Genomic DNA, 13861 nt, shown 5'->3' on the forward strand with positions numbered 1-13861 from the left:
CGCGGACCCGTCACCGGCTAGGAGCAGACATGGCAATCGGCACCGTGAAGTGGTTCAACGCTGACAAGGGTTTCGGCTTCATCACCCAGGACAGCGGAGAAGCTGACGTCTTCGCCCACTTCACCGCGATCGCGTCCAGCGGTTTCCGTACCCTGGAAGAGAACCAGCGGGTGGAGTTCGACGTCGAGCAGGGGCAGAAGGGCCTGCAGGCGGCCAACATCCGGGTGATCTGAGGTTGTCCCCGTCCCTTGGGACGCGACCGTCGACGGCGTCGTCCCAGGGCGGGCTGGCACCGGATCCCCTGCAACGGCAGCTCTTCGACGACGCCGCAGGCACCGACACCGGCGGAGCGGACCAGCTCCGGCTGACCAGGGTGCCACTCGCGGCGGAGATCAAGCTGTTCCTCGCCGACGATCCGACGCTGCTCTGGGCGCGGCTGGAAGCCGCCGCCGGCCGGCGACTACCGCCGCCGTACTGGGCCTCGGCGTGGGCCGGCGGTCAGGCACTGGCCCGCTACCTGCTCGACAACCCCGATGTGGTCGCCGGGCGGCGGGTGCTCGATCTCGCCTCCGGCTCCGGGCTGGTCGCCATCGCGGCGGCGATGGCCGGCGCCGCGACGGTCACCGCCAACGACATCGATCCGTACGCCGCGACAGCGATAGCGCTCAACGCCGTGGTCAACGATGCCCGGCTCACCACCACCGTCGATGACCTGCTCGACGGCACCGTGACCGAGGTGGACCTGGTGCTGGCCGGCGACGCGTTGTACAACGCCGAACTCGCCACCCGGGTGCTGCCGTTCCTCGGCCGGCTCGCCGACCGGGGCGTGCAGGTGCTGGTGGGTGATCCGGGTAGGGGCCACTGCGCCTTTGACCGGCTCGACCCGGTCGTCAGCTACCACCAGCTGAACGCGGGTGCCGCCGAGGACTCGTTGCTCGACTGCACCCAGGTACTGACCCTCCTGCCGCGTCGCTGAGCTAGAGTCAGCGTATGAGCGCGGAAGCCGTCGGCCGGCACATGCCTACGGTGATCACGCTCGACGACCTCACCGCGATGATGGCCGAGGACGAGCACCATCGGTACGAAATCAGCCCCGAGGGAGTGCTGTCGGTCATGCCACCGGCCGGGTACATGCACGCGATCATCGCCACCCGGCTCACCGGATGGCTGCTCGCCGCCGGGATTCCCGCCGACCGTATCGCCCAGACGGTCGGCCTGCGTATCCCTGGGGCAGCCGGGAGCACCGGTGGGCGCATTCCTGACCTTGTCGTCTGGGGCAAGGCGCAGGCCGATGGGGTGTGGCTACCTGTCACCGATGTCCTGCTGGTAGTGGAGATCATCTCGCCGGGATCCGAGGCCACCGACACCGTCGCGAAACCGACCGAGTACGCGGGTGCCGGCATCCCGCAGTACTGGACGATCGGCCAAGATTCGGCGCAGACCGTCACGATGTACCGGCACGAGGGTGACCACTATCTGCCCCGGGCCACCATGCCGCTCGCCTGGGTGCTCAACACCGACCCGGCCGAGCACGACCTCCACTGAATAGGTGCAGGGCCGCCGGATGGTCCCGGCGCGCCGGACGGCGCAACCGGGACCACGGCCGAACGGTCGCCGTACGGCTATCCGACCGATACCGGCCCCGCGTTGCCGGGCAGCCGGGTCACGCTGGGCGGCAGTTGGGCCGCACCGGCGGACCGACTGGCCGACGCGTCGGCCGGGCAGAGCGCGGTCAGCAGCAGCGTCTGCCAGGCGATGTCGACCGGATGCGCGTCCGGGAACCCGATATTGTAGTGACTGAGGTTGATGCCGGTGGAGAGCTGGCGTACCCCGTCCCGGCTGTGCAGCGAGATCGTCAGGTGGCCGAGCACCGCGCCGTCGTGTCCCCAGAACTCGCCGCACGGCATCGGCGCCGAGTAGATGCCGAGCCCGTAGCCGCCGAACTGCGGGGCGGACGGGTCGAACGGCACCGTGGTGAGCATCTCGTCGAGGGTGTCCGCGTCGAGCAGTTCACCGTCGAGCAGCGCCCGGTAGAACGTGTTCAGGTCGGCGGTGGTGGAGATCATCTCGCCGGCGGTCCACGCCCAGCTCATGTTGAACTCGCCGAGGTCACGCACACCGTACGGCGCGAAGTAGGCACCGCCGTGCGGGCCGCGGATCTTCGGGTCGACGCCGGGGAAGGAGGTGCCGGTCAGCCGCAGCGGTCGCAGGATGCGCCGCTGCACCTCGGTGACGGGGCCGTTGCCGGTGACCGCCTCGATCAGCAGGCCGGCGAGGATGTAGTTGGTGTTGGAGTAGCTGAACATCGCGCCGGGCGGGTTGGTGCGCGGCATCGCCAGGCCCGTTGCGACCAGGTCCGCCGGCGGGTACGTGGTGACCTGCATCTGGTCGATCGCGGCGTACGAGGTGATCATGGCGTTGGTGTAGTTGCCGATGCCGCTGGTGTGGTTGAGCAGCATCCGTACCGTGACCTGCTCGCCCACCTCACCGGGGACCGCCTCGGGCAGCCACTGCCCGATCGGGTCGTCGAGCCCGAGCCGGCCTTCGTCAACGAGTTGCAGCACCGTGGTGGCGACGAACGTCTTGGTGATGCTGCCGATCCGATGCCGCATCCACGGCTGCATCGGGCGAGGTTTGGTGGCGTACGCGTGGCCGGCGGCGGCCTGCCACTCGTGCCGGCCGTCGCGGACGGCGGCCAGGACGCCGGGCACGCCGGATTCCGGCACGTTGTCGAGTACGGCCTGCAGCTCGGCGCGGTCGATAGCGTCGCCGGACGAGCCGCCCGACGTGGATCCACCGGTGGACGGACCGGCGGACGGACCGGCGGACGGACCGGCGGACGGGCTGGGTCGTGCTGCGGCGGAAGCCGGCACGACGGCGATCGCCGCCACCAACGTCACGCTGGTGGCGGCGACCCGGAGTGTCCTGAAAAGGCTAGACATATTTACATGTTGAGCGTCCGACGGCGGTAACGCATCGTGCTCAGGTGCGAGAGCCGGCTCCCGCTGGCGGACGATCCGGCCTCCTGCCCGTCCGCCGCCGTACGGTCAGCAGCAGCGCGACGCCGAGCGCCATCGCGACCACACCGACGCCGACGACCGTGCCGACCGGCACGCCGGTGATCGGCAGGTGGTCACCGCTGCCGGCCCCGCCGCCACCCGGTTCATCGTCCGGGTCGTCGCCCGCACCGGTGAAGACGATGGCGACGGTGTTGTTCGACGGGTCGGACTCGGTCGACGGCCCGCCACTGTCGGCGACGATCGTTCCGTCCGTACCCGGCGTTGATTTGATCTTCAGTTGGAGGGTGTGGGTGATCCGCCCGCCGCCGGACGCGGTGGCTGGGAAGATGCTCTCGAAGTTGCACCGCAGCGCCGCTGACTCGGGCAGCCGGGTGCCCGGCTCGCCCTCGGTGTAGCACCAGTCGGACGGCAGCAGGACGGTACCCGACGGAGCGGTGACGGTCACGCCCGGTCCGCTTCCGTCGGACGGCCCGTTGTTGACCACGGTGAAGGTCAGGTCGACGGTCTCGCCCGGCTCACCGGTCACCGGCTCGGCCGTCACCGCGATGTCGAACGTGTTCGGCTTGGTGTGTACGGCGAAGTAGTCGACGTTGTCCTCGGTGTCGATCTCCTCGATCAGCGACGCCGCCGAGCGGCCGGCCGACGCCTGGGCCTTCGCCAGCGCCTCGTTGATCGACTTCCCGCCGGCCGTCGACGCCCGTGCCTGCGCCTGCGCCGGGTCGCCGGCGACCAGCCGCGCCTCGAACGACCCGCTCGTCTCACCCGGACCGGCCAGGTTGTTGCCGAAGTACAGGTCGAACAACGACTCGCCCTGCTCGTCGACGAGGAACAGGGTCTCCCCCGGTGCCAGCGGGATGGTCAGCGCACAGGTGACCCGGCTCGGGCCGTACGCGTACCCCTCCGTCTTCGGGTCGTTGGGCCAGTAGGAGATGTAGTCACAGTCGGTGTACTGGTCGACGAAGCCGACTCCGGTCGGCAGGTCCAGCCCGATCGTGTAGCTGGCGGCGGTGCTGTCACCCTCGTTGAGTACGGCGGCGTACAGCGGGGCGGTGTCGCCCGGCCCGACCCGGTCCTGCTCGGTGTTGATGTCGTCGACCAGGGCGACCAGGTCAGGGCCGGAGGCCAGTACGGTCACCGGGAAGGTCTCGGTGTTGTTGGCCGGGTTGGCGTCCTGCTCGGCCGAGCTGATGGTGACGGTCATGGTGCCGGCGTCACCCGGCGTGGCACCGGCCCGGCTGGCCAGCCGCACCGGGTAGACGTGGTCGGTCAGTCCGGCGGCGAGGGCACCGTACGCGCAGGTGACGACCCGGTCGGTGATCTCGCAGCCGGGATGGTAGCCCTCGGCCAACTGCACCGCGTCGTCGACGCCGGTGGCGTCGACGACGATGGTCACGTCGCTCGCCGGCGCATCGCCGTAGTTGTAGACGTACATGCCGAGGGTGACGCCGGAGTTGTCCACCTCGGCGACCGGCTCCTGGTCGAACGAGACGAACAGGTCCGGCCCCGGGTTCTGGGCGGCGGCCGGAGCGGCCGCCGCGACGACGAGGGCACCGGCGAGCAGGGTGCCGGCTCCGAGCCGGCGCCAGCCGGCTGCGTTCAGCATCATGATTCTCCTGTGGACGGGACAGGAGCCGGACTCTATCGACAGTCCACGAGGTCCGCCACCCCGATCACACCACCGGGATCAATTGCGTCCGAGATTTCACCCGCGCTTCGAGTTCATCCGCAGCTGCTCGAAGTCGGTGGTCAACGCGAACGGGTCGGCCACCCGTACCGGCTCCCGGCGGTGCATCTCGGCGGCCAGCTCCCGACCGGCCCGGGAGATCCGCCCGCGTAGCGCGCCGGCCTGGACGCCGCTGTCTGTGGCCTGGTCGCCGACCTTTTCCCCGGCCCAGTCCTCGGGGCCGGCGAAGACGGCGGTCGGCAGCACCACCGCACGCAGGTAGGCGAACATCGGCCGCAGGGCATGCTCCAAGGTGAGCGAATGCCGGGCGGTGCCGCCGGTGGCACCGACCAGGACCGGCTTGTCGAGCAGCGCACCCTCCGGCAGTACGTCGAAGAAGGCCTTGAACAGCCCGCTGTACGCGGCGTTGAACACCGGGCTGACCGCGACCAGTCCATCGGCGGCCGCCACCGCGTCCAACGCCTGCTTCAACGCCGGGGCCGGGAAGCCGGTCAGCGTGTTGTCGACCACCTCGTGGGCGTGGTCGCGTACCTCGATCACTGTCGTCTCCAGCTGCCCGCCGAGGCCGGCCAGCTCGTCGCGGACCGCGGCGGCGAGCTGGTCGGCGAGCAGCCGGCTGGTCGACGGCTGGCGTACTCCGGCGGTGACGACCGCCAGTCGACGGCGGCCGCCGGTGCCCGTGGTCATCGCCGTCACACCGCTGCCGGCGCGGCGGCGTCGGCGTCAGCCGTACTGTCTGCTGTGCTGCCGTCAGCGGCCGCCTCGACCAGCGACGCGTGGGTGGGGGCGTCCGGCACGTGCGCCGGCCGGCCCACCGCGAACTCGCGCCGCAGCACCGGCACGACCTCCTCACCGAGCATGTCCAACTGCTCCAGCACCGTCTTCAACGGCAGACCGGCGTGGTCGACCAGGAACAGCTGCCGCTGGTAGTCGCCGACGTACTCGCGGAAGGTCAGCGTACGGTCGATGACCTGCTGCGGGCTGCCGACGGTGAGCGGCGTCTGCGAGCTGAAGTCCTCCAACGACGGACCGTGCCCGTACACCGGGGCGTTGTCGAAGTACGGCCGGAACTCGCGCACCGCGTCCTGCGAGTTGCGCCGCATGAACACCTGCCCGCCGAGGCCGACGATTGCCTGGTCGGCGGAGCCGTGCCCGTAGTGGGCGAACCGTTCCCGGTAGAGGCCGACCATCCGCTGGGTGTGCTCCTTCGGCCAGAAGATGTGGTTGGCGAAGAAGCCGTCGCCGTAGTAGGCGGCCTGCTCGGCGACCTCCGGGCTGCGGATCGAGCCGTGCCAGACAAACGGCGGTACGCCGTCGAGCGGGCGGGGCGTCGAGGTGAAACTCTGCAGCGGGGTACGGAACTTGCCCTGCCAGTTGACGACGTCCTCACGCCACAGCCGGCGCAGCAGGTCGTAGTTCTCGATGGTCAGCGGGATACCGTTGCGGATGTCCTGGCCGAACCACGGGTAGACGGGGCCGGTGTTGCCGCGCCCCATCATCAGGTCGACCCGGCCGTCGGCCAGGTGCTGCAGCATCGCGTAGTCCTCGGCGATCTTCACCGGATCGTTGGTGGTGATCAGCGTCGTCGCGGTGGACAGCAGCAGCCGCTCGGTCCGGGCCGCGATGTAGCCGAGCATGGTGGTCGGCGACGACGGCACGAACGGCGGGTTGTGGTGCTCGCCGGTGGCGAAGACGTCCAGGCCGACCTCTTCGGCCTTGAGCGCGATGGCGACCATGGCCTTGATTCGCTCACGCTCGGTCGGCTCCCGACCGTTGGTCGGGTCGACGGTGACGTCACCGACGGTGAAGACGCCGAACTGCATGGTCTGCTCCTCCTCGCGGCGAGGGGCCGGTTGGGATTCCCTCGGACTACCCGGCCAAACATAGTTGCTGCGTCAACTATTCCGCGAGTCGCGGGCCGCCGACGGGCGGCTCCGCTTCAGCGGACGGCTCCGCGAACGCCCCGTCGATGAGGCGGGCCTCCAGCGCCCGCAGGAACCGCTCGATGTCGTCGGTCGAGAAGTAGGTGGTGTCGGCGGTGAGCGCCAGCCCCAGCCCGTCCGGCCGGTCGACGATCTCGATCCGGGTACGCCAGGTGAACCGCTCGATCCGCTCGGCGAGCCGGAACGTGGTGCCGGCCGTCGCGCCGCGTACCGCCGCCTCGTCGACGTCGCGGCCGAACAGGTCGCTGTCCGCCGACAGCCGGATGTCGTTCAGATAGCAGTGCGGGCTCACCCCGGTCGCGTACGGCAGGCCGGCCGCGCCGAACGCGTCGCTGAGCGTCTGCGGGTCGTAGTAGGCGTGCCGGTATCCGTCGAGCGCCGCCCGCCACACCCGGGGCAGCAGGTACGCCATCCGGCGGTCCCCGGTCAGGTCGACCGGCACCAGGGCCAGCTGGTTCAGCTTGGCGATCGCCTCCGGGTAGCCGTCCAGCATCCGGTTGTTGACCATCGTGTGCATGCCGACCAGGTCGTTGCCGGAGTATTCGCCGACCACCAGCGCCGCCGCCGCGAGCAGCACCGTCGAGGTGGTCGTCCGATGCCGTACGGCGAGCATCCTGGTCGCGGTGTCCGCCGCCGCCGAGGTCAGCACGCCCCGCCGGAAACGCGGGGTGGACGGCTCCCGCTGCGGCATCCGGGTGTCGCGCGACAGCCGGCGGGTCACCTCCACCCAGTACGCCGCCGCCCGCGCCGACCGCCGCCGGTGGCTCTCCCGCTGCTCCAGGTCGGCGACGTCCGCCGACTGCAGGCCGGGTGCGTCGTCGATCCGGCCCCGGGCCAGCAGCAGCCGCAGGTCGCGCAGCACCAGCTCGGCCGCCCGGAAGTCGACCGTGGTGTGGCTGAACACCACCACCACCTGGTGCGGTACGCCGTCGCGGGTCACCACGGCGATGCGCTGCGGCCAGTCGTCGGCGTGCGCGAACGGCTCCGCCGCCAACTCGTCGGCTACCCGCTGGGCGACCGCCACCGGATCCGCCGATCCGGCCGGCACCACCAGCACCGGCAGGTCACCCCGGTCGGCGACCAGTTGACGGGGCTCGTCGCCGGCCAGCTCCAGCCGGGTGCGCAGCGCGGTGTGCCGCACCATCAGGGCGGCGATCGCCGCGTACACCCGCTCCGGGTCGGAGCGTGCCCGGCGGGGCACGGCGACGTGCCGTTTCAACGCGAACATGGCCCGGCTGGCGCCGTGCCGCCGGAGCGCCATCCACAGTGCCCGCTGACCCCAGGTGATCGGGGCGGTGCGCGCCGGATCCGGCGCGACGAACGACACCGTACGTCGGCCCACGGTCGACAGTTCGGTCACCACGTCGACCAGTATCAGTGAGTGTGCCGTTACCCGACAGGGTCGAGTAAGCGCTTTCCTATGACCGATCGGCCGATGATCACCGCCTGGGCGGTAGTCTCCGGCAGGTGCCCCACCACACGCGCGCGCCCCACCGGGTCCGGGACCGGATCCGGCTGCTCTTCGTCAACACCCAGGAACGCGCTCTGCTGACCGCGATCGGCCTCACCAGCTATCCGCAGTGGATCGCCGCCGCCACCGGACTGGATCCGGCGCAGATCGTCACCATCAACGTCGCCGACGGTCAGCCACTGCCCGACACCATCGAGGCCGACGCGGTCATCGGCGGCGGATCCGGACACTCCGCGTACGAGAAGCTGCCGTGGATCACCCGGACCAAGGAGTTCTTCCGGGCCGCCGCTCGGGCCGGCGTACCCGAGCTGCACATCTGCTGGTCGCATCAGGCCCGCGCCGAGTCGGTCGGCGGGCGGGCGGCGATCGGCGGGCACGGCCGCCGATTCGGCATCGACACGGTACGGCTGACCCCGGCTGGTCGGCGCGACCCGCTGTTCACCGGGCTGCCCGACGAGTTCGACCTGTTCACCTCGCACGTCGACGTGGTCGAGCAGGTGCCGGCGCGCGCCCCCGAAGGGGCGGTCGTCGAGCTGGCGTACAGCCAGGTCTACCGCAACGAAGCGCTGGCCATCGGCCCGACCGTACGGACGATCCAGGCCCACCCCGAGATCACCGCGAGCATCATTTCGGCGCTGGCCCGCAGTCGACGCGGCGCGCTGGTACGCGAAGGCTGGATCGGCCCGGACGACGCCGACCTCGACGCCTTCACCGCCACCCTGTACGCCCGTGAGGCGCAGATCGTCGCGACCTCGCGGCGGCTGATGGCCAACTGGCTGCGGTACCACGTCCACCTGGGTGTCCGGCCCGACACCGCTCCGACCGGTACGCCGTCCACCGATGCTGGTGTCGGTGTCGCCGCCGGTGCTGGTGCCGTCGCTGGTGCTGGTGTTGGTGCTGGTGCTGGTGCTGGTGCTCATGGCGGGGTGCCGGCGGCGGTCGGCGGCGTGTTGTGAGCGTCGTCCTGCCGGCGGCGCGCAGCAGCGCCGAAGCACGCCTCTGCGTCGAGCTGCACCCGTGCGGCTGCGGTGAAACGCAGTTCGAGCCGCAGGTCGAGGTGGTCGCGCTCGCCGATGGCGACCTGGTCACCCGCTACCAGGGCAGCTGTGCCGGCTGCGGCACCGCACGCGAGTTCCTGCTCCGACTGCCCGCCGAGCCGGTGCGCCCGTCGGCCGGCGCTGCTTTCTCGTACGGTGGCCCGGAGCCGTCGCGGCTCATCGACCCGGGCGAGTGGCTCGCCGTCGCCGACCAGTACGCCGCCCTAGTCCCCGCCGACCTCGCCACCGCCGGGCCTGCTGGTGCCGACCCGGCACAGCGGCGGCGTGCCACGGCTGCCCTGTCCCGGGCGATCGCCGCGCTCGACGAGGCGCTGAAGTTCATCCCGGCCGACGCCGACGAAGTGCCGCCCGACGCCATCACCAGCGAGGTCGGGCGACGGATGCGACGACGCGAACCGGGCCGGTTCCGCCGCGACCGCCTCACCGCCCTCCGCGACACCTACACCGCCCTCCTGCCGGGTGACGACGCCAACCAGGGGTAGCGATGACCAGTTGCGGACGCTGGCGCGAACTGTCCGACGCTGTGCACCGCACTGACCGCGACGCCGCAGCACCACCATTCGACGCTTCCTGCCATGAGGAGTTCTGTGCGCCGAAACGCAATCGCAGCAACTTTGATGACCCTCACCGCAACTTTTTCCGTTGCCGCTTGCGATATTGGCGCTGTCAGACGGCCACCAGGAGCAGAGTCAAGCACGTCGCCAACACTATCCGGATCGACCCCGACAGACGGACCAGAGACATGCGAGTCCGAGCTTCCAGAAAGCAGCGAAGGACTCTTGAAAGTCGAGCAAGTATGGCCAAGCTCCACCAGCAAGAGCCATGGGTACCGCTCGGCCCAGCTGAGTCGGCATACGTGCTCCCAGCAGGCAGCAGCCGGTGAGCCGCAATGCGAACGCCCATTTCCCTGGATAGCGAGGAACCCAACACACGCGAGCGCAATTCTCGCTGGCGAAGGCGCCGAAACTCTACATTTCGGCACTATCAGGGGGCATCAACCGGTGCCAGATGGAGAAGTGGCGGTAATCCAGGAGCTTCGCCAGATGATTGCCTCCGGACGAGCCATTGACCCCGTCACGAATACGGTCGTAAAGGCCGCACAGGTATGCGCATCGCCCATCCAGGACAACGGAGACTTGATATTCCAGTCGAAGGCACCCGGTCAGGAGATCGACGGATGGGTGGCAGCCTTCCTCGTAGTTACGGACAACAAGCTGATCTGGCTTGAATTCGATAACTCAGGCTGGGCCGAACAGGACTACCGGAGGATAGTAGAGTTGGCCGTCGATGAAGCCGCCAAGATCTGAGCAACAGTCGACATCAGGCATACGCAATACTTTCGGCATGCGCGCCCGCATCATCCTGACCGTCGTAGGCGGGCTACTCGCCGTGCAAGGCTGCACTGCCGCTGCTCCCGCCCCCGAGGCACCTCCGCCGACCCCGACCGTCGGACAGCCCGTGGTGTTGGATGCCCGCGTACCGGGTTGGCAGACCGCCGCCTGGCTCGCTGAAGACTCGTTCTGCGTACGCGTTGCCCGCGTCGGCGATAAGCGCAGGGAGGGCAAGGAGAACGAGTTCGTCTTCTGCGATCCGGCGCCGGAGGCGCTGGACACCGTCGGTCCGCCGCTGCTGCCCACCAAGCCGATGCCATACGCCGTCCCGCTTGATTCGCAGCTGCGGGAGATCATCCTGGTCGGGCCCGTACGCGGTGCCGTGACCAGCGTATCCGTGACCATGTTCGGCCAGACTGCCACGGCCGCAGTACACCGGCTCCCCGCCACCCGAAATCGCCAGATCGGCGCGTACGCGGTCTGGCTTCCTCGCGACAAGGGTGAGCGCGACGGGATGAACCTCTCCGACATCACCGCCGTCGTCGGCCACGACGTCGACGGCAACGTCGTGACCCAGTTGGACTGATGCCGACGCGGAAGCACTGGCCTACTTGCGCTTCCCGTGTTTCGATGGCTCCGAGCGGTCCATAAGCGCGACGACTTCGAGCAGCTCGGCCCAGTGTCGCCTCAGCTCGGCGGCGGTGACGCCGAGTTCGTAGTGGTGGTGGTGACCGGCTCGGGACAGTGCCCACGACAGGTAGCTGGCCCCGCCCGCCAGCTGTGGCCCAGCGTAGTGGGCGAGTAGGGGCAGCTTCGGCCGCTGCACCTGGATCCGCCCGATCGCCGGACAGACCCGGGCCCAGTAACGGTCCATAGCCGCCTCAAGCTCGTGCCGTAGCAGCCCGGCACATGCCCGGGGCCAGGCGCCTCGGGCGCCGCGGATCACGCTGGTGAGCATCCGGTCGGCGGTGGCGAGGAGACGGACTGGTTCATCGCAACTGCCTCACCAGCGCGGTCAGGTCCTACCGGGGCACGACACGGCAGAAGAGCCCGAGGCTGAGCACGTCCTTGACGCCGTGCCGCGTCGCCGAGCCGCTCCTGGATCTGCTGGTACGGCGTACCGGCCCGGTGCTGTGCGAGCCGGTAGCGGTCCATGCTGACCGCCTCAATCGCTGACCGGCAGTACCCAGCCGCCAGTCGATCCAATCGTCGAACACCATCGACTGGTTCTCCCGTGAGCCCGTGCGTGCCAAGCTGCGCACCCACATCCGCCGCCTACTGGCCCGCTACGACTACCCGCCGGACCACGAGCGCGCCGCCGTCGACCTGGTGATCCGCCAGATGGAGACCTTCGCCGACGAGTGGGCTCCCAACGGCCGATCCGCCAACCGCTGACCGAGTAGGTCCGCCGCGGTTAGGGGTCGCAACGTTGCGGCGAAAGGTCACTTGCCAGGCAGGATGGGCAACGGCCGGACTCGCAGCCAGTTCTCACCAACCACCACGACTGCTCCGCTGGCCAGGTCGTCAGCGATCGCGTCGAGGTTCGCAGCCAGGATCGCGACGATCTGCGCAGCTCGACGGCCGCTGATTCGGCGCACCAACAACACGGACGGTTCGTCAGCCCCGGAGGATGCCAGCAGAGTGCCGAAGTCAGTATCTGCAGAGATCAGGACCCGCTGTTCCTGGCGTGCCCGCTCCAGTACGACCTCGTCCGGCGCCGCAGCCAAACCGTAGTCTCTCACGTGCTCGGCATCGTGCCCGTGAGCGTGCAAACCCGTCGCCACCGCTGGCGACAGGTTGTTGTCGACCAGGAACCTCATGCCGCGTGATGCAACGGGAGTTCCCGTTCCCGGACGGCCTCGGCCGCGAAGCGCAGCGCCTCCCAGACGTCATCAACGGTCAGGTCCGGTAGCTCCGACACGATCTCGTCCGGGCTCATGCCGTCCGCAACCATCGCCACCACCGTCGCGACCGGGATGCGCAACCCACGGATGCACGGTGCCCCACCCATCTGAGCCAGGTTGACGGTGATCCGCTCGAAGTTCATGACGGCATCGTAACCCGTGGTGACCCAACCGGCCCTGAACCGACCGGGCCAGCCCCGGTACTCTGGTCTGCGTAGACCCCGGTCGCCCCTGCCCCTCGTGGGTACGCCGCCGAGGTTTTGTCTTGTCACACTGCGGCTATTCCCGGACCGGGCAGCAGGCGAGCCTGCCCAGTCCGGGAATAGCCGAGCCTCTGAAGCTCGGCCCGCTGCCGGTTGTCGGCTCAGTGGTGCTGCTTGGCGAGCTCGACGAAGGAGCGCCAAGCGGCCGGGCCGAAGGTCAGCATCGGGCCGCTGCGGTCCTTGGTGTCCCGGACCAGAACCCGGCCGGGCAGGTTGTCGGCCACCTCGACGCAGGAGCCGGCTTCGGAGTAGGTGCTGGTGCGCCAACTAGGGGCGGGGCTCAGGTCCATTTCTCAGCCGTCCTCGTGATCAGGTCAAGGCTCTGGTGGTGCGGCAGAGCGTACCCCCGGATTGTCTCCCAGGTCCCCTCCAAGTCCGCCGTGTGGTCCGGGGCCTCCACCACCCGGCCGTCCAGGTGCCCATCCAGATAGCCAACCGTCCGGCCGTCGACGTTCGCCAGCACGAACGGACCGTCCATCCCCGGGTAGACGCCAACTTCCGACGGCACGACCTGCACCTGGATGTTCGGCCGCTGGCAGGCTTCGACCAGTGCGGTCAGCTGCTCCCGCATGATCTCCGCGCTGCCTGCCCGCCGGGTCAGCACGCTCTCGTCGATGACGGCGGCGAGCTGGCAGGGCTTCTCCCGCCGCAGGATGGCCTGCCGGCCCATCCGGGTGGTCAACGCGATCGCCGCCGCGTCCTCCGGCACCCGGTACGCCGATAGCACCGCCTCCGCGTACGCCTCGGTCTGCAGCAGGCCGGGGATCAGCAGCGGCTGGAACGCCCGGATCAGCGTGGCGTTGCCTTCGTGGTCGCTGAACGGCCGGAACCAGACGGGCATGTGCTCGCCGACGACGAACTCCCGGTAGAACTTCATCAACGCGGTGCCGAACGCCTTGTCGACCGAGGTCAGATAGTCCGGCAACGCCGGCCGCTCACCACGCTCGATGGAGCCCACGTGCTTCGCCGAGAAGTGGACGCGGTCCGCCCAGGACTCCTGAGTAAGCCCCAGCGACTCTCGGACCCGGCGTAGCTCTAATACCAGATACTCGCTCGCAGACATAGGTCTTCACATCCCCCAGTTCGCTCGACTTTGTCCACTGGCTACCGGGCCGCTGCCGCCTGCTTTCCGTGGCCCTCACGGCATCTTGCTCCGACAGCGCCCGGAAGTCCAGGGTGGAGAACAA

Annotated in this window: 17 protein-coding genes and 1 pseudogene; 8 read left to right on the plus strand and 10 right to left on the minus strand. The window is 69.4% G+C overall.

The window, feature by feature from the left end; genetic code table 11:
- Positions 1-29: 29 nt before the first annotated feature.
- Genes ACN27J_RS19400 through ACN27J_RS19410 form a run of 3 tightly spaced genes read left to right on the plus strand, consistent with a single transcriptional unit; the run spans position 30 to position 1545 of the window.
- Positions 30-233 carry a cold-shock protein gene (locus ACN27J_RS19400; protein WP_123604240.1) on the plus strand — a complete coding sequence of 68 codons (204 nt, stop codon included), beginning with the start codon at positions 30-32 and terminating at the stop codon, positions 231-233.
- A gap of 53 nt (positions 234-286) precedes the next feature.
- The gene (locus ACN27J_RS19405) at positions 287-976 is read left to right on the plus strand and encodes a class I SAM-dependent methyltransferase (RefSeq protein ID WP_421372343.1); all 690 of its coding nucleotides are present in this window, start codon (positions 287-289) and stop codon (positions 974-976) included.
- Between the two features lie 14 nt (positions 977-990).
- Positions 991-1545: a Uma2 family endonuclease gene (locus tag ACN27J_RS19410; protein ID WP_421368224.1), complete on the plus strand. Its 555-nt coding sequence runs from the start codon at positions 991-993 to the stop codon at positions 1543-1545.
- A gap of 77 nt (positions 1546-1622) precedes the next feature.
- Here the strand turns inward: ACN27J_RS19410 and ACN27J_RS19415 are convergent, their stop codons facing one another.
- From ACN27J_RS19415 to ACN27J_RS19435, 5 genes are all read right to left on the minus strand, one after another.
- Positions 1623-2942, minus strand: coding sequence for a serine hydrolase domain-containing protein (locus ACN27J_RS19415; protein ID WP_421368225.1), 1320 nt, complete (start codon positions 2940-2942; stop codon positions 1623-1625).
- Positions 2943-2982: 40 nt separating this feature from the next.
- Positions 2983-4623 (minus strand): peptidase, encoded by a 1641-nt coding sequence (locus ACN27J_RS19420; protein ID WP_421368228.1) that lies wholly within the window; start codon positions 4621-4623, stop codon positions 2983-2985.
- A 99-nt stretch (positions 4624-4722) separates the two neighbouring features.
- On the minus strand, positions 4723-5391 hold the full coding sequence (locus tag ACN27J_RS19425; protein ID WP_421368230.1) for an FMN reductase: 669 nt from the start codon (positions 5389-5391) through the stop codon (positions 4723-4725).
- Positions 5392-5396: 5 nt separating this feature from the next.
- Positions 5397-6527: an LLM class flavin-dependent oxidoreductase gene (locus ACN27J_RS19430; RefSeq protein WP_421368233.1), complete on the minus strand. Its 1131-nt coding sequence runs from the start codon at positions 6525-6527 to the stop codon at positions 5397-5399.
- 76 nt (positions 6528-6603) lie between these two features.
- Positions 6604-8010, minus strand: coding sequence for a condensation domain-containing protein (locus ACN27J_RS19435; protein ID WP_421368235.1), 1407 nt, complete (start codon positions 8008-8010; stop codon positions 6604-6606).
- A 104-nt stretch (positions 8011-8114) separates the two neighbouring features.
- Between ACN27J_RS19435 and ACN27J_RS19440 the strand changes: the two genes are divergently transcribed.
- The 4 genes from ACN27J_RS19440 (at position 8115) to ACN27J_RS19455 (ending at position 11093) form a co-directional block, all read left to right on the plus strand.
- The gene (locus ACN27J_RS19440) at positions 8115-9074 is read left to right on the plus strand and encodes a type 1 glutamine amidotransferase (RefSeq protein WP_421368238.1); all 960 of its coding nucleotides are present in this window, start codon (positions 8115-8117) and stop codon (positions 9072-9074) included.
- A complete protein-coding gene (locus ACN27J_RS19445) occupies positions 9071-9658 on the plus strand; it encodes a hypothetical protein (protein ID WP_421368239.1) in 588 nt (195 codons plus the stop codon). The genes ACN27J_RS19440 and ACN27J_RS19445 overlap by 4 nt, the downstream gene beginning before the upstream one ends.
- Positions 9659-10192: 534 nt before the next feature.
- Positions 10193-10483, plus strand: a complete 291-nt coding sequence (locus tag ACN27J_RS19450) for a hypothetical protein (RefSeq protein WP_421368241.1) — start codon at positions 10193-10195, stop codon at positions 10481-10483.
- Positions 10484-10520: 37 nt separating this feature from the next.
- Positions 10521-11093 (plus strand): hypothetical protein, encoded by a 573-nt coding sequence (locus tag ACN27J_RS19455; protein WP_421368244.1) that lies wholly within the window; start codon positions 10521-10523, stop codon positions 11091-11093.
- Positions 11094-11114: 21 nt separating this feature from the next.
- On the opposite strand, the gene ACN27J_RS19460 is transcribed toward ACN27J_RS19455, so the two are convergent.
- Entirely contained in the window at positions 11115-11465 is a 351-nt protein-coding gene (locus tag ACN27J_RS19460; protein ID WP_421368246.1) for a hypothetical protein, read from the minus strand.
- A gap of 239 nt (positions 11466-11704) precedes the next feature.
- Here ACN27J_RS19460 and ACN27J_RS19465 point away from each other — a divergent pair.
- A pseudogene (locus ACN27J_RS19465) lies at positions 11705-11902 on the plus strand (type I restriction enzyme endonuclease domain-containing protein); the annotation flags it as partial.
- A 47-nt stretch (positions 11903-11949) separates the two neighbouring features.
- On the opposite strand, the gene ACN27J_RS19470 reads toward ACN27J_RS19465, so the two are convergent.
- The 4 genes from ACN27J_RS19470 to ACN27J_RS19485 all read right to left on the minus strand — a co-directional run bounded on the left by ACN27J_RS19470 (position 11950) and on the right by ACN27J_RS19485 (position 13737).
- Positions 11950-12327: a DUF5615 family PIN-like protein gene (locus ACN27J_RS19470; protein WP_278172374.1), complete on the minus strand. Its 378-nt coding sequence runs from the start codon at positions 12325-12327 to the stop codon at positions 11950-11952.
- Positions 12324-12554, minus strand: coding sequence for a DUF433 domain-containing protein (locus tag ACN27J_RS19475; protein WP_278172375.1), 231 nt, complete (start codon positions 12552-12554; stop codon positions 12324-12326). Before ACN27J_RS19475 ends, ACN27J_RS19470 begins: the two co-directional genes overlap by 4 nt.
- Positions 12555-12775: 221 nt before the next feature.
- Positions 12776-12964 (minus strand): DUF397 domain-containing protein, encoded by a 189-nt coding sequence (locus tag ACN27J_RS19480; RefSeq protein WP_278172376.1) that lies wholly within the window; start codon positions 12962-12964, stop codon positions 12776-12778.
- Positions 12955-13737 (minus strand): helix-turn-helix domain-containing protein, encoded by a 783-nt coding sequence (locus tag ACN27J_RS19485; protein WP_421368250.1) that lies wholly within the window; start codon positions 13735-13737, stop codon positions 12955-12957. The genes ACN27J_RS19480 and ACN27J_RS19485 overlap by 10 nt, the downstream gene beginning before the upstream one ends.
- Positions 13738-13861: the final 124 nt, after the last annotated feature.

The sequence above is a fragment of the Solwaraspora sp. WMMB762 genome, from assembly GCF_049179115.1.
In the GTDB taxonomy this organism is placed as follows: Bacteria; Actinomycetota; Actinomycetes; order Mycobacteriales; family Micromonosporaceae; genus Micromonospora_E.

Bases quoted from the DNA above. Each gene is read 5' to 3' on its own strand.
- ACN27J_RS19460 (WP_421368246.1), bottom strand. From the start codon at position 11,465: ATGCTCACCAGCGTGATCCGCGGCGCCCGAGGCGCCTGGCCCCGGGCA.
- ACN27J_RS19455 (WP_421368244.1), top strand. From the start codon at position 10,521: ATGCGCGCCCGCATCATCCTGACCGTCGTAGGCGGGCTACTCGCCGTG.
- ACN27J_RS19430 (WP_421368233.1), bottom strand. From the start codon at position 6,527: ATGCAGTTCGGCGTCTTCACCGTCGGTGACGTCACCGTCGACCCGACC.
- ACN27J_RS19485 (WP_421368250.1), bottom strand. From the start codon at position 13,737: ATGTCTGCGAGCGAGTATCTGGTATTAGAGCTACGCCGGGTCCGAGAG.
- ACN27J_RS19410 (WP_421368224.1), top strand. From the start codon at position 991: ATGAGCGCGGAAGCCGTCGGCCGGCACATGCCTACGGTGATCACGCTC.
- ACN27J_RS19470 (WP_278172374.1), bottom strand. From the start codon at position 12,327: ATGAGGTTCCTGGTCGACAACAACCTGTCGCCAGCGGTGGCGACGGGT.
- ACN27J_RS19480 (WP_278172376.1), bottom strand. From the start codon at position 12,964: ATGGACCTGAGCCCCGCCCCTAGTTGGCGCACCAGCACCTACTCCGAA.
- ACN27J_RS19415 (WP_421368225.1), bottom strand. From the start codon at position 2,942: ATGTCTAGCCTTTTCAGGACACTCCGGGTCGCCGCCACCAGCGTGACG.
- ACN27J_RS19400 (WP_123604240.1), top strand. From the start codon at position 30: ATGGCAATCGGCACCGTGAAGTGGTTCAACGCTGACAAGGGTTTCGGC.
- ACN27J_RS19475 (WP_278172375.1), bottom strand. From the start codon at position 12,554: ATGAACTTCGAGCGGATCACCGTCAACCTGGCTCAGATGGGTGGGGCA.
- ACN27J_RS19420 (WP_421368228.1), bottom strand. From the start codon at position 4,623: ATGCTGAACGCAGCCGGCTGGCGCCGGCTCGGAGCCGGCACCCTGCTC.
- ACN27J_RS19425 (WP_421368230.1), bottom strand. From the start codon at position 5,391: ATGACCACGGGCACCGGCGGCCGCCGTCGACTGGCGGTCGTCACCGCC.